16 protein-coding genes are annotated in these 17002 nt (G+C 57.0%); 6 read left to right on the forward strand and 10 right to left on the reverse strand.

All coding sequences use genetic code 11. The features are described 5' to 3' along the window. Window positions 1–5: 5 nt before the first annotated feature. The gene (locus HMPREF3044_RS04690) at window positions 6–569 is read left to right on the forward strand and encodes a flavodoxin domain-containing protein (RefSeq protein ID WP_005395859.1); all 564 of its coding nucleotides are present in this window, start codon (window positions 6–8) and stop codon (window positions 567–569) included. Between the two features lie 170 nt (window positions 570–739). Here the strand turns inward: HMPREF3044_RS04690 and coaA are convergent, their stop codons facing one another. Then, complete coding sequence (gene coaA, locus HMPREF3044_RS04695) at window positions 740–1669, reverse strand: type I pantothenate kinase (RefSeq protein ID WP_005391866.1); 930 nt, start codon at window positions 1667–1669, stop codon at window positions 740–742. 362 nt (window positions 1670–2031) lie between these two features. Here coaA and glyA point away from each other — a divergent pair, with 362 nt between their 5' ends. Beyond that, window positions 2032–3333, forward strand: coding sequence for a serine hydroxymethyltransferase (glyA, locus tag HMPREF3044_RS04700; protein ID WP_005391867.1), 1302 nt, complete (start codon window positions 2032–2034; stop codon window positions 3331–3333). A gap of 245 nt (window positions 3334–3578) precedes the next feature. Here the strand turns inward: glyA and HMPREF3044_RS04705 are convergent, their stop codons facing one another. Then, on the reverse strand, window positions 3579–3821 hold the full coding sequence (locus HMPREF3044_RS04705) for a hypothetical protein (RefSeq protein WP_005391869.1): 243 nt from the start codon (window positions 3819–3821) through the stop codon (window positions 3579–3581). Then, window positions 3818–4210: a DUF5997 family protein gene (locus HMPREF3044_RS04710; protein WP_196793973.1), complete on the reverse strand. Its 393-nt coding sequence runs from the start codon at window positions 4208–4210 to the stop codon at window positions 3818–3820. The genes HMPREF3044_RS04705 and HMPREF3044_RS04710 overlap by 4 nt, the downstream gene beginning before the upstream one ends. Before the next feature lie 24 nt (window positions 4211–4234). Here HMPREF3044_RS04710 and HMPREF3044_RS04715 point away from each other — a divergent pair, with 24 nt between their 5' ends. From HMPREF3044_RS04715 to HMPREF3044_RS04725, 3 genes are all read left to right on the forward strand, one after another. Next, window positions 4235–5002 (forward strand): hypothetical protein, encoded by a 768-nt coding sequence (locus HMPREF3044_RS04715; protein ID WP_239171021.1) that lies wholly within the window; start codon window positions 4235–4237, stop codon window positions 5000–5002. 152 nt (window positions 5003–5154) lie between these two features. Then, window positions 5155–5805, forward strand: coding sequence for an LGFP repeat-containing protein (locus HMPREF3044_RS04720; protein WP_005391881.1), 651 nt, complete (start codon window positions 5155–5157; stop codon window positions 5803–5805). A gap of 430 nt (window positions 5806–6235) precedes the next feature. Then, window positions 6236–7657 carry a PhoH family protein gene (locus HMPREF3044_RS04725; protein WP_231286152.1) on the forward strand — a complete coding sequence of 474 codons (1422 nt, stop codon included), beginning with the start codon at window positions 6236–6238 and terminating at the stop codon, window positions 7655–7657. Between the two features lie 39 nt (window positions 7658–7696). Here HMPREF3044_RS04725 and HMPREF3044_RS04730 read toward each other — a convergent pair whose 3' ends face one another. From HMPREF3044_RS04730 to HMPREF3044_RS04750, 5 genes are all read right to left on the reverse strand, one after another. After that, window positions 7697–9259 (reverse strand): MDR family MFS transporter, encoded by a 1563-nt coding sequence (locus HMPREF3044_RS04730; RefSeq protein ID WP_005391885.1) that lies wholly within the window; start codon window positions 9257–9259, stop codon window positions 7697–7699. A 155-nt stretch (window positions 9260–9414) separates the two neighbouring features. Continuing rightward, entirely contained in the window at window positions 9415–10317 is a 903-nt protein-coding gene (locus tag HMPREF3044_RS04735; protein ID WP_005391887.1) for a 5-oxoprolinase subunit C family protein, read from the reverse strand. Next, window positions 10310–10975, reverse strand: a complete 666-nt coding sequence (locus tag HMPREF3044_RS04740; RefSeq protein WP_005395863.1) for a 5-oxoprolinase subunit B family protein — start codon at window positions 10973–10975, stop codon at window positions 10310–10312. The genes HMPREF3044_RS04735 and HMPREF3044_RS04740 overlap by 8 nt, the downstream gene beginning before the upstream one ends. A 2-nt stretch (window positions 10976–10977) precedes the next feature. After that, complete coding sequence (locus HMPREF3044_RS04745) at window positions 10978–11730, reverse strand: 5-oxoprolinase subunit PxpA (protein ID WP_005395864.1); 753 nt, start codon at window positions 11728–11730, stop codon at window positions 10978–10980. 104 nt (window positions 11731–11834) lie between these two features. Beyond that, window positions 11835–13115 (reverse strand): NRAMP family divalent metal transporter, encoded by a 1281-nt coding sequence (locus HMPREF3044_RS04750; RefSeq protein ID WP_005391890.1) that lies wholly within the window; start codon window positions 13113–13115, stop codon window positions 11835–11837. Window positions 13116–13449: 334 nt separating this feature from the next. Between HMPREF3044_RS04750 and HMPREF3044_RS04755 the strand changes: the two genes are divergently transcribed. Continuing rightward, on the forward strand, window positions 13450–14232 hold the full coding sequence (locus HMPREF3044_RS04755; protein ID WP_050765606.1) for a GntR family transcriptional regulator: 783 nt from the start codon (window positions 13450–13452) through the stop codon (window positions 14230–14232). 75 nt (window positions 14233–14307) lie between these two features. Here the strand turns inward: HMPREF3044_RS04755 and HMPREF3044_RS04760 are convergent, their stop codons facing one another. Both HMPREF3044_RS04760 and glpX read right to left on the reverse strand, forming a co-directional pair. After that, window positions 14308–15711, reverse strand: a complete 1404-nt coding sequence (locus HMPREF3044_RS04760; protein ID WP_005391892.1) for a class II fumarate hydratase — start codon at window positions 15709–15711, stop codon at window positions 14308–14310. Between the two features lie 215 nt (window positions 15712–15926). After that, window positions 15927–16943 (reverse strand): class II fructose-bisphosphatase, encoded by a 1017-nt coding sequence (gene glpX, locus HMPREF3044_RS04765; protein WP_005391893.1) that lies wholly within the window; start codon window positions 16941–16943, stop codon window positions 15927–15929. Window positions 16944–17002: the final 59 nt, after the last annotated feature.

A 17002-nucleotide genomic window follows, 5' to 3' on the forward strand; every position in this document is an offset into this window, starting at 1 on the left:
CCATCATGCAAAGGACCATCGTGCAGGAAAAACCGGCTGTGTACTTTTCTTCCGTCTACGGCTCCACCCGAGTGTATGCTGAGGCGCTCGCGACAGCTTTGGGGCGGCGAATCGTCGATATCACAGATGGTGTTCCTGCAGGCGAGGTGTGGAATGAAGAAGCAGTCCCGCTTATTTTTGTGGGACCTGTGTACGGAGTGAAGCTCCTCGGTTCCGAGTATGCTGCGCAGGCGGCGCGGAAAGTGGATACCACCTCCGCCGGTCAAGACGTCGCTTTTGTCACCGTTGGGTTGACGGATCCGGAGAAGGCGGCGGCGAAAGATAGCTCAGCAAAGTTTTTCGGGGAGGAGAAGGATCGCATCCGCCGGTTCTACGTGCCTGGACGGCTTCACTACCCAGATCTTCGCCTTGTTCACCGCACAGCCATCAAGGGAATGCTGCTGTACTACTCCACCAAGCCGGGCACCTCCGCTTTTGAAAAAGAGCTAGTCGCTTCAGGCGGGGTGGGGTTCGACAAGGTGGACACGGAGAAAATCCGGCCGGTTGTGTGGTGGGCACAGGCGCGTTAGACAGACGAAGCGCCTGCCTGGGCCTCACACTCCTACCGTTGCCATCGTCCCAGGAAACGATCCCGTATCTGCTTCCGCTGTTCCGATTGTGTCCACTCCTCGGCTACCTTCACGAACACCTCGTACACGTAAGTCGGGCGAAGAACTGGAAAAATGGCGGTAAGTCGCTTTTAGTGCTTGCGCATGCGAACGCGTTGAACGCGGTGATCTGGTCCTTTGCGAAGCACAAGAGAGGCGCGGACACGAGTGGGGAGAATATTTTCAACAAGGTTCGGGAGGTTGATTGATTGCCAAATCTCCCGCGCCTCTGCGCGCGCCCGCTCTTCGGAAAGCCGGGAATAATGTGCAAAGTGGGCATCAGGCTCGGAGAACACCGTTGAGCGGAGAGCGAGAAAGCGATTAATGTACCACCGCTCGATATCCTCCGCTGCGGCGTCGACGAAAACGGAGAAGTCGAACAGGTCACTAACCATGAGCGTAGGGCCAGTTTGGAGCACATTTAGCCCCTCGAGGATGAGAATATCCGGCTTCTTCACATGGGTATAGACATCCGGAAGCCTGTCGTATTTGAGGTGGGAGTACACCGGTGCCATGACATCTTCTTTGCCTGATTTTACGTCGGTGACGAAGCGGAGGAGAGCTCTCTGGTCGTAGGAATCCGGAAAGCCTTTGCGGTTCATCATTCCCCGACGCTCCAGCTCGGCACTCGGATAAAGGAAACCGTCGGTAGTGACGAGGTCAACCCGCGGGGTGGACGTCCATCGTTGGAGGAGGACATGGAGGACGCGCGCGGTGGTGGACTTTCCTACAGCCACGGATCCACCGATGCCGATGATGAACGGTACACGGAACGTAGGGGTACCCAGGAAGTCGGCGGTAGCGTCTGTCAACTTTTGCCGCGCCTTCGCCTGCATGTAAATCAGGCGAGAAAGAGGTAGGTAGACATCTGCCACCTCTTCCAGGTCGATCATGTCTCCAATGCCACGGAGCTTCTCAACTTCCTCAGCTGTGAGCACCTGGGGGGTGTTTCGCCGCAGTTCGCGCCATTCATCGCGCCCAAAGTCTATATAGGGGCTGGGGTCCGGGGATCGTTTCGCCATAGCTCTATTTTGCCCGTGGTGAGCCAACCCGGAAACCTGTGGGGTAGGTGGAAGGAAAAGGAGAAAGAAAAATAATGCACTATGACTGTATAGCACCTCCATTTGGGGGTGGACCTCGAACCTGTTAAAGGAAAAGGATTTCGCTAATGCATAGAACTATGCATATTACCTGGCGGAAATCTGGTATAAGTGAATAATTCACTGGTCTTAACCAGTGTGAGGTAAAACGTAGTATTTTTCGCGACGTTTGGTCTCGTGAGACTCTAAAATAAGTGACAGAAAGGCCCAAGGCCGATGCACGTGACTTGCATCTCAGACTTGGAAAGACACCATTACGCTCAAGAAAGGTTTCGGATACGGTTATGACAGCCCCGAATTCCCACGACGTACGCTATCGGGAGCTCAAGGAGCTCGACCCGAAGGTTCATGAGGCAATTATGGATGAGCTTGGTCGCCAGCGCGACATGCTCGAAATGATCGCTTCGGAGAACTTCGTCCCGCGTGCCGTCCTCCAGGCTCAAGGCTCCATTCTCACCAACAAGTACGCGGAGGGCTATCCCGGCCGTCGCTACTACGGTGGCTGTGAGAATGTCGATGTGATTGAGGATCTTGCTCGCAGCCGCGCGCGCGAGCTCTTCGGCGCTGAGTTCGCTAACGTCCAGCCCCACTCGGGTGCGCAGGCCAACGCAGCCGTGCTGATGTCGCTGGCGAACCTCGGTGACAAGATCATGGGTCTGAAGCTTGATCACGGCGGTCACCTCACCCACGGAATGAAGCTCAACTTCTCTGGCAAGAACTACGAGGTTGTAGCCTACGGGGTGGATGAGAAGACACATCGCCTTGATATGGATCAGGTGCGGGAGATGGCTCTGAAGGAGCGCCCGGCTGTGATCATCGCTGGTTGGTCGGCCTACCCGCGTCACCTCGATTTTAAGGCTTTCCGCGACATCGCTGACGAAGTGGGCGCAAAGCTGTGGGTGGATATGGCTCACTTCGCCGGTTTGGTTGCTGCCGGCTTGCATCCGAGCCCCGTGCCGTACGCGGATGTCGTATCCACAACCGTTCATAAGACTTTGGCCGGACCACGATCCGGCATGATCCTTGCCAAGCAGGATTGGGCAAAGAAGATCAACTCCTCCGTCTTCCCGGGGCAGCAGGGCGGACCGCTCATGCATGTCATTGCGGCAAAGGCCGTCGCTCTGGGAATCGCTGGAACTGATGAGTTCAAGGATCGCCAGCAGCGCACTCTTGACGGTGCACAGATCCTCGCCGAGCGCCTCAGTGGTGAGGACTGCAAGAAGGCTGGAATTGAGCTGCTGACGGGAGGAACAGATGTTCACCTCGTCATGGTTGACCTCCGCAACTCGAAGATGGACGGCCAGCAGGGCGAGGACCTTCTCCACGAGGTAGGCATCACGATTAACCGCAATACCGTGCCCTTCGATCCGCGTCCGCCGGCGGTTTCTTCTGGTCTCCGTATTGGTACCCCGGCTCTAGCAACCCGTGGCTTTGACGAGGCGGGCTTCCGCGAGGTCGCCGATATCATCGCCACGGCTCTTGCAGCGGGCGAGTCCGCCGATATCGAGGGACTGCGTGCGCGTACGAAGAAGCTCGCTGATTCCTACCCGCTGTACGAAGGCTACGAGAACTGGACCATTTGCTAGGTTCGCTGGGTTGGCTTTGTATGCTTAGCTAAAGTCCGAAAATCCCCCGGTTTCGCCATGTGATGGCGGAGCTGGGGGATTTTCCTGCACATGTGGTTGTTTCTCACGCATTGGCCTGAGCGGGCATACTGGGTGCTGACGACGGATGATGCCCCGTCCACTGGCAGTAACCGCGTCGCGTCGAGTCATGCGTGACCGTGACAATGTGCTGGTGAATGTGAGGTGTTTGTATACGGATGGCTGATCTAGCCGATGATGAGGTCACCACGAAGGTAGCTGACGAACATCCAGGTCGCGGATATAACTACGATGAGGGAGATCATGACCCACATAGCGATGGTCAACTTAGACACCCCACCGTGTTCGTCGAACTGGTCATCAGAGGAGCGGTCAGTATCCTGTGCCTCGTCCCGGTGCGGGTTAAAAGGCGAGGAATGAACGTGGTTACCCCGTTCTTCGGGGTCCCTGGCTGTCGGGTCGAACGTCACTTTTCCTCCTCATTCTTCGGGGAATGCTCTGCACGCTTTTGTGCCATATCCTTGCGTGCCTTGGCAAGCCACTCGGGCTGGTCAGCGAGGAGCTCCTTGATCTGTGCAGTAGTCAATGGCGCGGAGATCTCGCTGTTCTTCAGAGCGGTATTCGAAATACCGAGTTTCTGTGCCACCACCTTTCGCGGGTGCGGTCCCTCACGGCGGAGGGTTTGTAGCCACTCGGGCGGATTGGTCTGTAGCGCCACAAACTCATCGTGTGTCAGCGCCGAAGCCTGGAACTCCTCGGGCGTTGCCGGCAGGTAAAGGCCGAGCTTGTTGGCTGCGGTTTGGGGTTTCATCGCTTGCGCGGACGGTTCACGGCGCACGCTGCTATCGCTTTCACTCACGAGGTTAACGGTATCATTTGCTCCATGAGCGTGGAAGTTTTCTTCTGTACTGGGGCGGAACCAGGAAAGTGGTTTGACCGTTACCACGAGAACACAACGCACCCGGAACTCATTACGTCGAGGGTGGACGACCCCTTCGCATGTTTCGGCAAGCGGGTCACTCGTCGTGCGCACGGTGAAGAGCTGCCCGTCCCGGTTGCGTTGACGCGCCTTCCTGATCCCCGGCTTAGCGAGGAGATGCACAGGGTCGTCCTGTACACAGAAGAGCCAGGGATCGCGGTGGGGAAGGAGACGGAGCTTGCGGAAATTTCCCCAGACAAGGTTTATCCTTCGGAAATCGAAGGGGAGATTGTCAACTGGGCAATCGGCGAGGATCGGGCCGTTGACGTGCAGGCGGTTCGGGATGGTCTGGCGGTGTCTGCCGCGGGCGTTGGAATTGTCCTCGCGCCCCGGCCTCTCCTTAAGGTGCTGTCCAAGAAGCAGATTAAACACTTCTCTTTTGCTAGCGAGCGGACGACGGATATCGCCCTTGTCTGGCTTATCGACGATGACTGCGATGCGATCCAGGACCTTGTTGGGACAATGAAAGGTCGCACCCGGACATCGTCGAGGGGCAGCGCAAAGGCGGGGCAGAATAGAGGTACAGGAAAGGCTGCGGGTAAGAAGACGAAGCCGCAGACATCGAAAGCGCGCGGGTCTCACAGTGGCTCCTCCTTCCATCATTCACGAGGTTCCGCGCAGGTAAGACGACGGAAAAACGACCGCGGCAATCGTGGTAGGAAGAGAAATTGACATGTATTTAGTGTTCGCTTTTCGAGATTTCCGCAGGTAAACACGGTTCCTCCCAGTTAACGTTTGGGCAATTAATTGAAAATTTCAGTAAAACTCCCCATAATGGTTGAGGTAATAAGCAATTTATTAACTGTTAGAAATGAGGAATCGTTTTGAAGACGACGACTGTTAAGAAGCTCACCGCTCTCACCGCTACCGCTATGCTCGGCCTCGGTCTGGCTGCATGCTCCCCGGCCCACGAGAACCCCGCTTCCAGTGAGGCTGTTGAGTCCGCCGATGCGAAGGCATCTGAAGCACAGGAGGCTCGCGAAGAGGGTGCTAAGGTGACCGAGACCAACGTCACTACGGGTACGGTCACGGAGACCGCCACCGCTGAAAGTGCAAACGGTGCCGCAGGCGCTGAGGTCGCAACGACTACTCTGACCGATGCTAATGGCAACGAGGTCAAGGTCCCCGAGGCTATCGCTGACAAATACGAGGCACTGGGTGGCGCTGAGTCCAAGCTCGGCCACGTCAATGATGTCAAGGACTACGGACAGAATCGCTGGCTGGCAACCTTCGAGCGCGAGGGTTACAACCACTACCTGGCTTACACCCCCGAGACCGGTGCGGTTCTCATCCACGGCGAGATCGCAAAGCAGTGGCTGAACGCTGGTGCTTTCGACTCGAGCGTTGCTGCTCCGACCGACGAGGAAGTTGCTCTCACTGACGGCTCCGGCTGGGAGCAGGCCTTCCAGAACGGTTCCATCTCGTGGGTGAAGGATGCAGCAGGTGCCTTCACTGCTGACGTCGAGACCAAGTAAGAGCATCACTCCAATCGCAACGACCGGGAAGCAGATTCGCCTGTTACGCGGTTAGCGTGAGATACTGATGATCGTAGAAAGCGCTACGTGGCATGCCACGTAGCGCTTTCTTGTACCCGCTGAAATTGAGATTCAGCTCAGAGGGCTGCTCAACTGGTAGTTGAGAAAATGGGGGTACACGGGGGAGAGAATCGTGGGGGACAGGGGCTCGTCCCTAGCTGGGGGTTAATGCAATGTTCAACTTACAGCGCTGTAATTTTAACCTGCGGTTGTTAGCGTGGGTGGTGACCGAGCGGATAGGCGCAATGAGCGCCCCACCCCTTCGGTATGAAGGAAAGGACACGTCCGCTCGGCAGTTCATTGCCTGCACTACACACGACTCGGTGCGTGAGCATCGATTAGGCACCGAGTTGGAAAGGGATTGTCCGCGATGGTTTCACTAACCCGCACCCCGCATACATCACCTGCCGCGAGCCCGACCTCGACGGGGCAAACCGGAAAGTCCTCCGAGGACCCTGCACATGACGGCCACCTCCCAACCCCGACAACCTCGTATGTGTTGGATACATCAGTGCTGCTCTCTGACCCGTGGGCGTTGCGAAAGTTCGCTGAGCATGATGTCGTTGTCCCCCTCGTGGTGATCGGTGAGTTGGAGCAGAAACGCCATCACCCGGAGCTTGGCTGGTATGCGCGCGAGGCACTGCGCTTCCTCGAGGATCTTCGTCACACCTACGGTCGGCTTGACCAGCCGATACCGGTGAGCAAGGAGGGTGGCACCGTCCGCGTGGAGTTGAATCACCAGGACCCCTCTATTCTTCCCTCTGCTTTCGCCAAGGATTTCCAAAACGATCACCGGATTCTCGCCTGTGCCCTGAATCTGCAGAAAGAAGGCCACCGGGTGACGTTGGTAACGAAGGATATTCCGCTGCGCGTGAAAGCAGGCGCAGTGGGACTCGAAGCCGACGAATATCACGCCCAGGATGTCGTCTCATCGGGGTATACGGGAATGGCACACGCAGAAGTCGACCGCGCCACGATTGACACCATTTATCGCGACGGCGTGGTGGAGGTCGACGCGATCGACACAGTGTCAGAGGAGTACGTCGCGGATCTTCCCGTCCACTGTGGTATCTCGCTGACATCGGGCAGTACCTCGGCTCTGGGGCGCGTGACACCCCACGGTCTGGTGCGGCTTGTCCGGGGCGACCAACAGGCGTTCGGTATTTCTGGACGTTCTGCTGAGCAGAGGATTGCGCTCGATTTGCTTTCCGACGAGTCGGTGGGCATCGTCTCTATCGGAGGTCGCGCAGGCACGGGCAAATCAGCGCTGGCGCTGTGTGCCGGGTTGGAAAGTGTTCTCGAGCGACGGCAACATAAGCGGATTGTCGTCTTTAGGCCGCTCTACTCCGTCGGCGGACAAAATCTGGGCTATCTCCCCGGTTCGGAGGACGAGAAAATGAACCCGTGGGCGCAGGCCGTCTATGACACCTTGGAGGGGCTGGTGTCCGACAACGTGTTGGAGGAAGTCGAGTCCCGAGGCCTGCTAGAGGTGCTGCCCCTCACGCATATTCGTGGCAGAAGCCTACATGACAGCTTCGTCATCGTGGACGAGGCGCAGTCGTTGGAGCGCAACGTCCTGCTCACCGTTCTCTCCAGGTTGGGCAAAAACTCCCGGGTCGTTCTCACCCACGATGTAGCCCAGCGTGACAACCTCCGCGTGGGTCGCCACGATGGCGTCCAGGCAGTGATCGAGAAGCTGAAGGGGCATGACCTCTTCGCACACATCACGCTGACCCGTTCAGAACGATCGCCCATTGCAGAGCTTGTTACAGATCTTCTAGAACGCCATTAGTTAGATCTGAAAAAGGCCGTGTACAGGTCCTTTTTGGGTCTAAGCAATTTCTGTCTTCAGTGGTTCTTCCTTAACAAAAGCAAGAATCAGAGCGGCGACAAGTGCGAGGGGCGACAGGACGAGGAAGATAGGAGTCAGCGCGTCGGAGTAGCTCTGCTGAATAGTGGTCTGAATGACCTCGGGCAGCTGTGCCAGCATACTCGGAGTGAGCTTATCCGTGAATCCGCCTCCGGCCTGCGCCATCTGCTGCTGGGCCTCAGGCGGAAGCTGTGCGATGGCCTGTGGCAGCTTCCCCTCCAGGTGATCTTTCAGCGAACCCGTGAAGAGACCACCGACGAGTGCGGAACCAAGCGTGCCACCGATCTGCCGGAAGAAGTTGTTCGCGGCGGTAGCTGTTCCCACCAAGTTCAGGGAGAAGGAATTCTGCACAATGAGCACGAGGATCTGCACACCGATACCGAGCACTGCGCCGAGTGCCAGAAGCATGATGCCGACAACCCATAGTGGCGTGTCTGGTTCCATGAAGCTGAGGACAACCATGGCGAAGAACGTTCCGACCATGCTGACAACAGGGAACCACTTGTAGCGACCGTAGCGAGTAACCAAGTTGCCCACCAGTGTCGACGTCATGAGCAAGCCAACCATCATCGGGGTCATCATGAGGCCCGCCTTAGTCGGGGTCATCATGTGCACCATCTGCATGTACGTAGGTAGGTAGGCGAGGGTGCCGAACATAAACACGCCTGTGGCGATACCCGCCAGGGTGGTGAGATTAAAGTTGCGGACCTCGAATACCGACGGCGGTACGAGGGGGGCGCTTACCTTTCGCTCGACAAAGAAGAACAGAACGTAGAAAACTACCGCGCTGATGCCGAGACCGATGATGATCGGGTCGGACCATTCGTAGGTGTTACCCCCCCACGTGGACATCAGGATGAGGGTCGAGGTGGCCACAGCCATAGTGAGGATGCCCCAGACGTCTACGTTGACGCGGCTGTGGGAGCCGCTGTTATGCAGGAAGTAAACGATGCCTGCAATGGCAATGAGGCCCAGCGGGACATTGAGCCACAGGCCCCAACGCCAGCCCGGACCGTCGGTGAACCAGCCACCGAGCACGGGGCCAAGCACGGAGCTCACACCGAACACGGCACCCATGATGCCCATGTACTTACCACGATCACGTGCGGAGACAACCTCGGCTGTGATGGCCTGCGACAGGATCATGAGACCGCCACCGGCAGCACCCTGAATGAGCCGGGCGATGATGAGCATTGTCATCGACTGGGCGAAACCGCCGACAATCGATCCGACAATGAACACGGCGATTACGCCGATGAGCAGGTACTTCCTAGACATCTGATCGGACAGCTTGCCAAAGATCGGCATGGCAATTGTCTGTGCCAGCATGAAGGAGGTAATGACCCAGCTCATGAGCTCGACGCCGCCCAAGTCGCCCACAATGGTGGGCAGGGCGGTGGAGAAGATCATCGATCCCAAGGAGCTCATCAACATGGTGAGCATCAGGGCGATGAAGGCGAACCACACCCGCCGGTTATCGGAATGGTTCGCTACACTTTCTGTTTCTTGTTGTTCGTTTACCACGTATCCTCACTTGCCGCGTGTAGAAAACTTAAGTGCTACCAAATAATAGGTAACGCGTGACGAAGTGATACTACGCCCTCCGGAAAAATTCGCAACTGAGCACGCTCCAAGAATGAGCAAATCGACGCCCAAAAATGGGCGTCGACAAGCCAATACTATCTAACAGCGAACCTGACGGAATCCCCCGGTCTCAGCTGGGCAACGCGGTCGGCAGACCGCGCAGACAACACCGCGATGACTGGATAGCCACCGGTGACGGGATGGTCGGGACCGAAAATAACCGGTTGTCCGTTCGCTGGAATCTGAATTGCGCCACGGACTGTCCCCTCGCTGGCCAGCTCCTCAGTTACTGCCCGCTTGAGTGGCTTCGGTCCCTCCAAGCGGACGCCGATGCGGTCGGAATTACCACTGACGATGTACTCCTGCCAGAGGAAATCAAAGATGGCATTCGTTGTGAACCACTGCGAGCGGGGCCCCAAAATGACCGTGAGCAATTCCTGGGAACGCTGCGGCCAAACCGGCGGAATACTCCGTACGCGGGGGACCCATGGATCTTCTTCCACGAAAGAACCGGCGTAAAGGACATCTCCTGCCTGTAGTGGCGCAGGGCCGAGGTTACTCATTGTGTCGCGGGAGGCACTCCCGAGTTCCGTCTCCACGTCGAAGCCACCACGAATCGCGAAGTAGGCTCGCATACCTGCTTCCGCGCCGAGCAACTTGATGGTCGTGCCGGGTACAACATCGATGACAGCTTGCGTGTACTCCATCCGTGGCCGTTTCCCTGGGTACGTCACCTCCACGGGGGCTCGAGTACCGAGAATCGTAAACGAAGTCGTGCACGAGAACTCCGCCTCGAAGCCCCCATGCAAAATCTCCACCATCGGAGCGTCCTGGCTATTGCCCAAAACGTGATTGGCGCGGGCATAGCTCATTCGGTCGAAGCAACCAGACGGGGTCACACCCATGCCCGCGTAACCGAACCGGCCACGATCCTCGATGAGAGCCATGATGCCGGGATTGAGGATAGTCAGCGCGGGAATCTTTTCATGGTTAGTCATTCTTCACCTCAAAACGGACGAGCTGGCCTGGCTGGATAAGCGCCGGGGGAGTGCGGGACGTATCCCACATGGCGAGGTCGGTGTGCCCCAAAAGCTGCCAACCGCCCGGGCTCTGCTGCGGGTACACACCGGAAAATGCGCCAGCCATGCCCACGGAGCCCTGCGGAATACGGGGGCGCGGAGAATCCAAACGCGGAACCGTCGGGAAATCGCCGGTGGGAAGGAGATACGTAAATCCGGGAGCAAAGCCACCAAACGCGGCCTTCCACGTCATCCCCGAATGCATAGAGACCACGTCATCAGCACTGACACCCCATAGCTCGGCGACAGTGCCCAGGTCTGGGCCGTCGTACACGGTAGGTACCGTGACGATATCCTCCCCTGAAGAGAGGTTGCCAACCGCTGGAGTTTCCAGGTGTAGCGATTCCATCTTGGCGACAAAGTCGCGGGGTGGCTGAATCTTCGGATCCAGCATGACGAGGAGTGTGCGAGCTGCCGGGACCATATCGACAATGCCCTCTAAACCCCGTTGCTGAGCGTCCTTTAGACGCTGGTGGATGGAAAGGACACCGTCCTGAACAGTTAAGCCGGCTTCGATGGATTCAGCGTCATCGATATCGATCAATACAGCGGCATCGCCGCATGGACGTGCTTTCATTGTTACGAACTCACCGCAATTCCGTTGTGCGATAGCGTATCGCGAATAGCGCGGACGAGATGTAGTGCGTGGGGGTTATCGCCGTGGACACAAATAGAATCCGCCACCACCTGGACATCCGAGCCATCAACGGCCGTGATGGGCTTGTCTAACGCAAAATTGAGAGCCTGCTCTGTAGCCTTCTCGTCGGAATCGTGAATCGCGCCGGGTTGAGAGCGAGGAACAAGGGAGCCGTCCTTCTCGTACGCGCGATCGGCGAATGTTTCGGAGATAGTAGGAAGGCCTGCCTCCTCCGCCCATCCCAAGACAGGGGATCCTGCGAGCCCCATGAGTGCCAGCTGGGGGTCTGCGAGTTTCATGCCGGCGATAACGGCTTGGGCCTGCTTGGCATCCCTCGCGATGCGGTTGTACAACGCTCCGTGTGGTTTCACATACTCCACCTCAGTTCCGGTTGCACGGCAGGCTGCCTGGAGAGCACCGATCTGGTAGAGCACTTCTGCTGTCAGTTGGTCGAGGTCGTAATCGATGAAGCGACGTCCAAAGCCCGGCAGATCTCGGTAGCCGACATGGGCACCGATGCGCACCGAGTTTTCCTTCGCCCGTCGGACAGTGGTGAGCATCACTAGCGGGTCACCAGCGTGGAACCCCGTGGCGATATTAGCGCTAGTGACAAGCCCCAGCACCTCCTCGTCATTGCCGATGTGGAAATTGCCAAAGCTTTCTCCCAAATCACAGTTGAGATCGATCGAGGTCACCGAACGTTCCTTTCCGTACGTCGAACCTTGTGCCGCGAATGGTACACGTCGCGTCAAATATAGGTGGTATTAATTGTAAATTTTAGCTATCGCTGAAGCGGCGACTAAAGGATGCTCCAAATTCCCGAGAAGCTGCGGAACGCCAAGTACCACGCGGCCACAAGCGCGAACAGGCCAATGAAAACCAGCCACTTGGGGTACGTGTAGCCCTTGAGCAGATCCTTCTGTCGGAACACCGCGATGTAGAGCATGAGCGTGAAACCGATAGGGAGGACGAGACCGTTAAAAGCACCAGCAAAAACGAGCAGCTTGGCGGGAGCAGTACCGAGAACGATGAAGAGAAGGCACGAAACGACAATGAAGATGATCGTGATGATGTTCTGCTTCTTTCTGTGCTCCTCACCAGAAGAAACGATGAAGGTCGCAGACGTGTAGGAGCACCCGACGATCGAAGATAGGGCTGCAGCCCACAGAACAACGCCGAAGAATCGAAGCCCAATATCTCCTGCTGCCGCCTGGAAGGCCTCCGCAGCAGGGTTCCCATCGGTGCTGAGGACGACACCGCCAGCGACGACTCCGAAAACCGCGAGGAAGAGCAAGATTCGCATGACGCCTGTCACCAAAATCCCGGTGACGGAGGACTTGGTGACGCTGCTTACTGCCTCAGGCCCCGTCTTTCCCGCGTCAAGCATGCGGTGGGCACCTGCGTAGGTGATATACCCGCCAACAGTGCCACCGACAAGAGTCGTGATCGCCACGACGTCAATCGTCTCCGGTAAAACAACGTTTTTCAAAGCCTGACCAACCGGGGGACCAGACACGATCGCCACGTAGGTGGTGAGGAGGATCATGAGGGAGCCAAGGATGACGAGCACGCGATCCAAAGCCATTCCGGCTCTCTTTGACATGAACAGAACACAGCCAATGACGGCTGTTATGACCCCGCCGATTTTCACATCGAGCCCCATCATGGCATCAGTTCCCAAACCTGCGCCGGCAATATTGCCAATGTTGAAGACAATGCCACCCATCGCAATGAGGATGGTGAGAAGCCATCCAAGGCCTGGGAGGACGGTGTTGCCGAGTGTTTGGGCTCGCTTGCCGGAGACGGCGATAATGCGCCACACGTTCAGCTGGATGCACACGTCAATGAGAATGGAAACGAAGATGGCAAACGCCATGGCCGCTCCGAGTTTTGCCGTGAACACCGCAGTTTGGGTGAGGAATCCCGGCCCGATAGCCGATGTGGCCATGAGGAAGATTGCGCCAAGGATGGCTGATGAAGCCTTCTTGTCCGATTCATCCTTTTGGTGTGGAGTGGTAGTAGCTGGGGTTGAAGAAAATATGTGGTTTTCGTTCGTGTCGCGGGGTGTAGGTGATGTCACATCCGCCTCCTTTCGCTGGTGGGTACGGAACACCGAAGCGGTGAAAAATATACTTACCTTTGAATAACAATGTGTTGTTATTGTTAGAGCCGGAAGCTTGGGATCATAACCGATTCGATGTGCCGATGGCGCTTTAAGCAGCGTCTTGGTATCAATTGGTGGAGGGGCGGGTGGGGCACTTCCGGGGGTATGTAGCATTGTTGTTGAACGAAGCTTTATAATCGAAGTATAAATAAGGCATAAAGTTCAGACAAGCTTTTTCTGATGCGTTAATCGGCGTAAACGAGATTTTAGGGCGCATAAGCTGCTTGAACTTGAAGGAGAAAAAGTTATTATGCGCGACCTCACACATACCCCCGAATTCACCCCTGAAAGTGGGGATGAGTACCTTCTTCACCGGCCCGAGTTTGCCACATCGTCGCCGGATCCCGAGCGGTGTCGTGTTGCCCCCGATGGGTCGGCGGTCCGCATGACAGCGGAGATTGCTGCAGACTCGCTGACTCTCAAGATTTTCAATGGCCATTTCGAACCAGGCGCGCGCCTCGCAGAGGTCGCACTCGCAGAGGAACTCGGCATTTCTCGCAACACACTCCGGGAAGCTTTCCGCTTGCTGGCTCACGCGGGCCTTGTCGAACATCTCCCGAACCGGGGTGTCTTTGTTCTCAAGACAACCGCATCTCTCCTGCGTGATATCTATTCTTTCCGTCGCACCGTCGAAATCGGAGCCCTGCCAGCACTCATCAGAAACGAAGATTCGCTGCAAAAACTTCGGTCCGTGTACGCAGATCAGCAGAAAGCTATCCGGGAAGCTAATTGGATGGTTGTCGGTTCGGCCAACGGCAGATTCCACCAAACAATCGTTGATGCCGCCGGCTCCCCTACGCTGAGCGAAGCAATGCAGGCAATCAATGCACGGTCTCGTATCGCCTTTCTGGAATACTCCGATACGCCTGGACTGCACAGTCGTTTCTCCAAAGTGAATGGCCAGATTCTCACAGTAGTAGAGCGCAGGGACCTCAAGGAAGCCGTGACGTTGCTTGACAGTTACCTCGTGGAGGCACATAACGAGCTGTTCATCGGTTTGGGGTTTGATAAGGATGCCAACCGACGTGACTGATGCGCATGGGGGCGCTAAAAACCCCGTGAGTTCAACGGAAGCTGAAATCACGGGGTTTTATTTTTGCGCGAGGAACTATGCGTCGCGTTCCGTGTTGCACATGCTCAGGACATCGAGACGCTTGTCCAGCTCTTCTTCGGTGAGCTGTTCGCCGTCAACGAAGCCCAGGTCAATAACGGTCTGGCGGATGGTCTTGCCTTCCTTGAGAGCCGTCTTTGCTACCTTTGCTGCGTTCTCGTAGCCGATAGCAGAGTTCAGCGGAGTCACAATGGACGGGGAGGACTCTGCGGAGTGACGCAGCTTGTCGGTGTTCGGCTCAGTTCCCTTGACCAGGCGTTCTGCGAATACGCGGGCGGTGTTTGCCAGCAGGTGAGCAGACTCCAGAACGTTACGAGCCATCATCGGGATGAAGACGTTGAGCTCGAACTGGCCTTGGGCGCCACCGAAAGCAACAGCAGCGTCGTTACCGATGACCTGCGCCGCCACCTGCGTGGCGGTCTCACACAGAACCGGATTAACCTTGCCCGGCATGATGGAGGAACCCGGCTGCAGCTCGGGGAGACGGAGCTCAGCGAGACCGGTGAGCGGACCGGAGCCCATAAGACGAATATCGTTAGCGATCTTGTTCAGGCTAACGGCAACGCTGCGCATGGCGCCCGAAAATTCAACGAGGCCATCACGGGCAGCCTGCGCCTCGAAGTGGTTCTTGCAGGGACGAAGCGCATCGACACCGGTGAGGTTGACGAGCTCGGCCGTCACCTTTTCGCCGAATTCGGCGGGGGTGTTGAGGCCGGTTCCTACGGCAGTACCACCGATCGGAAGTTCGCCGAGGCGGGGGAGAACGTTTTGAACACGTTCGATACCGGCCTCAATCTGACGAGCGTAGCCGGAGAATTCCTGACCGAGGGTGATCGGCGTGGCATCCATGAGGTGAGTGCGGCCAGACTTTACCACTTCTTCCCACTCCTCAGCCTTCTCCGCCAGCGCATCGTGGAGAACCTGGAGACCGGGGATGAGGTCGTTAACCGTCTCCACCGTGGCAGCAATGTGCGTTGCGGTGGGGAACGTGTCGTTGGAGGACTGTCCCATATTGACATGGTCATTCGGGTGTACCTCTACGCCGTTGTTGTGGCAGATGGAGGCGATAACCTCGTTGGTGTTCATGTTGGATGACGTGCCAGAGCCAGTTTGGAACACGTCGATGGGGAACTGATCGTCATGCTCGTTGTTAGCGATTTCCTTCGCTGCAGCGATGATTGCATCGGCCTTCTCTGCATCGAGAAGCCCCAAGGCCTTATTCACCTTGGCGCACGCAGCCTTGAGCTGGCCAAGAGCAGAAATTTGGGGGGACTCCAGCCCACGGCCGGAAATGGGGAAGTTCTCCACTGCACGTTGCGTCTGAGCGCGCCAGAGCGCGTTGACGGGCACCTTCACTTCGCCCATGGTGTCATGTTCGATCCTGTATTCCTGGTCTGACATTTCACTTCCTTGTCTCGGAGTATGTAAACACCTTCTACCTTAGCCGGTTCGCTCGAGCAGTGGTGTGATGATTGGAGTAAAAACGTGAAAGATTTGGTATTTGTCATACCTCAACGTCTGGAGTGAGCCAAGGAACGCATAGAAAACGCCCCCGGTCCCTTTCGTCAGGCCAAAGCGCCACGTGCGAAGGGGAAACCGGAGGCGGAAAAGGAGGACTACTTATCCTTCGGGCCGTAATCGACTACGGAGTATTCCTGCAGCTTCTTGAGCTGGTGGATGGAGTCAATGTAGCGCACCGTACCGGACTTCGAGCGCATGACCACGGAACGAGTGATGGCCCCGTCAGGGCTGTACGTCACGCCACGAAGCATATCGCCGTTCGTCACACCGGTTGCGACGAAGAAGCAGTTATCGGACTTGACCAAATCCGAGGTGGTGAGAACTGTGTCCAAGTCAAGGCCGGCGTTGCGTGCCTTCTCGCGCTCTGCCTCATCACGAGGTGCCAGGATGCCCTGGATTTCGCCGCCCATACACTTCATTGCGCATGCCGTGATGATGCCTTCCGGGGTTCCGCCAGTACCCATGCAGATATCGACGGAGTTCATCGTCTGAGACTGGGCAGCGGCAACGGAACCTGCGACATCGCCATCATGAATGAGACGGATCTTGGCACCCGCAGCGCGAATTTCCTTGATGAGGTCAACGTGGCGCGGGCGGTCCAGCACAGAGACAACAATCTGGGAAACCGGCTTTTCCTTGGCCTTGGCAACCACTTCAATATTGTGTTTGACAGGAGCCTCGATATCGATGAGCCCTGCAGCAGCCGGGCCCACCGCGATCTTCTTCATGTAGAAAACGGCAGAGGGGTCATACATGGAACCGCGCTCAGCAGCAGCCAGAACGGAAATCGCATTCGGACGCCCCTCGGCCATCAGGGTGGTGCCGTCGATTGGATCTACGGCGATGTCGACATCAGCGCCTTTGCCAGTACCAACTTCCTCGCCGTTGAACAGCATCGGGGCCTCGTCCTTTTCGCCCTCACCGATCACGACGATACCTCGCATTTCAACGGAATTGATGAGCTTGCGCATGGCGTCGACGGCGGCACCATCGCCGGAGTTTTTCTCGCCGCGGCCGACCCATCGGCCACTTGCGAGTGCAGCCGCCTCCGTCACGCGTACGAGTTCGAGAGCAAGGTTACGATCCGGTGCTTCGGGGTGGTTAGCAGTCATATGGTTGGGCCTCCTACAGGCGTATGAACACACTGCACTCCGCACCTGCCTAAGCCAAA

Origin of the sequence: Corynebacterium sp. HMSC073D01, assembly GCF_001815555.1 — a bacterium.
In the GTDB taxonomy this organism is placed as follows: Bacteria; Actinomycetota; Actinomycetes; order Mycobacteriales; family Mycobacteriaceae; genus Corynebacterium; species Corynebacterium glucuronolyticum.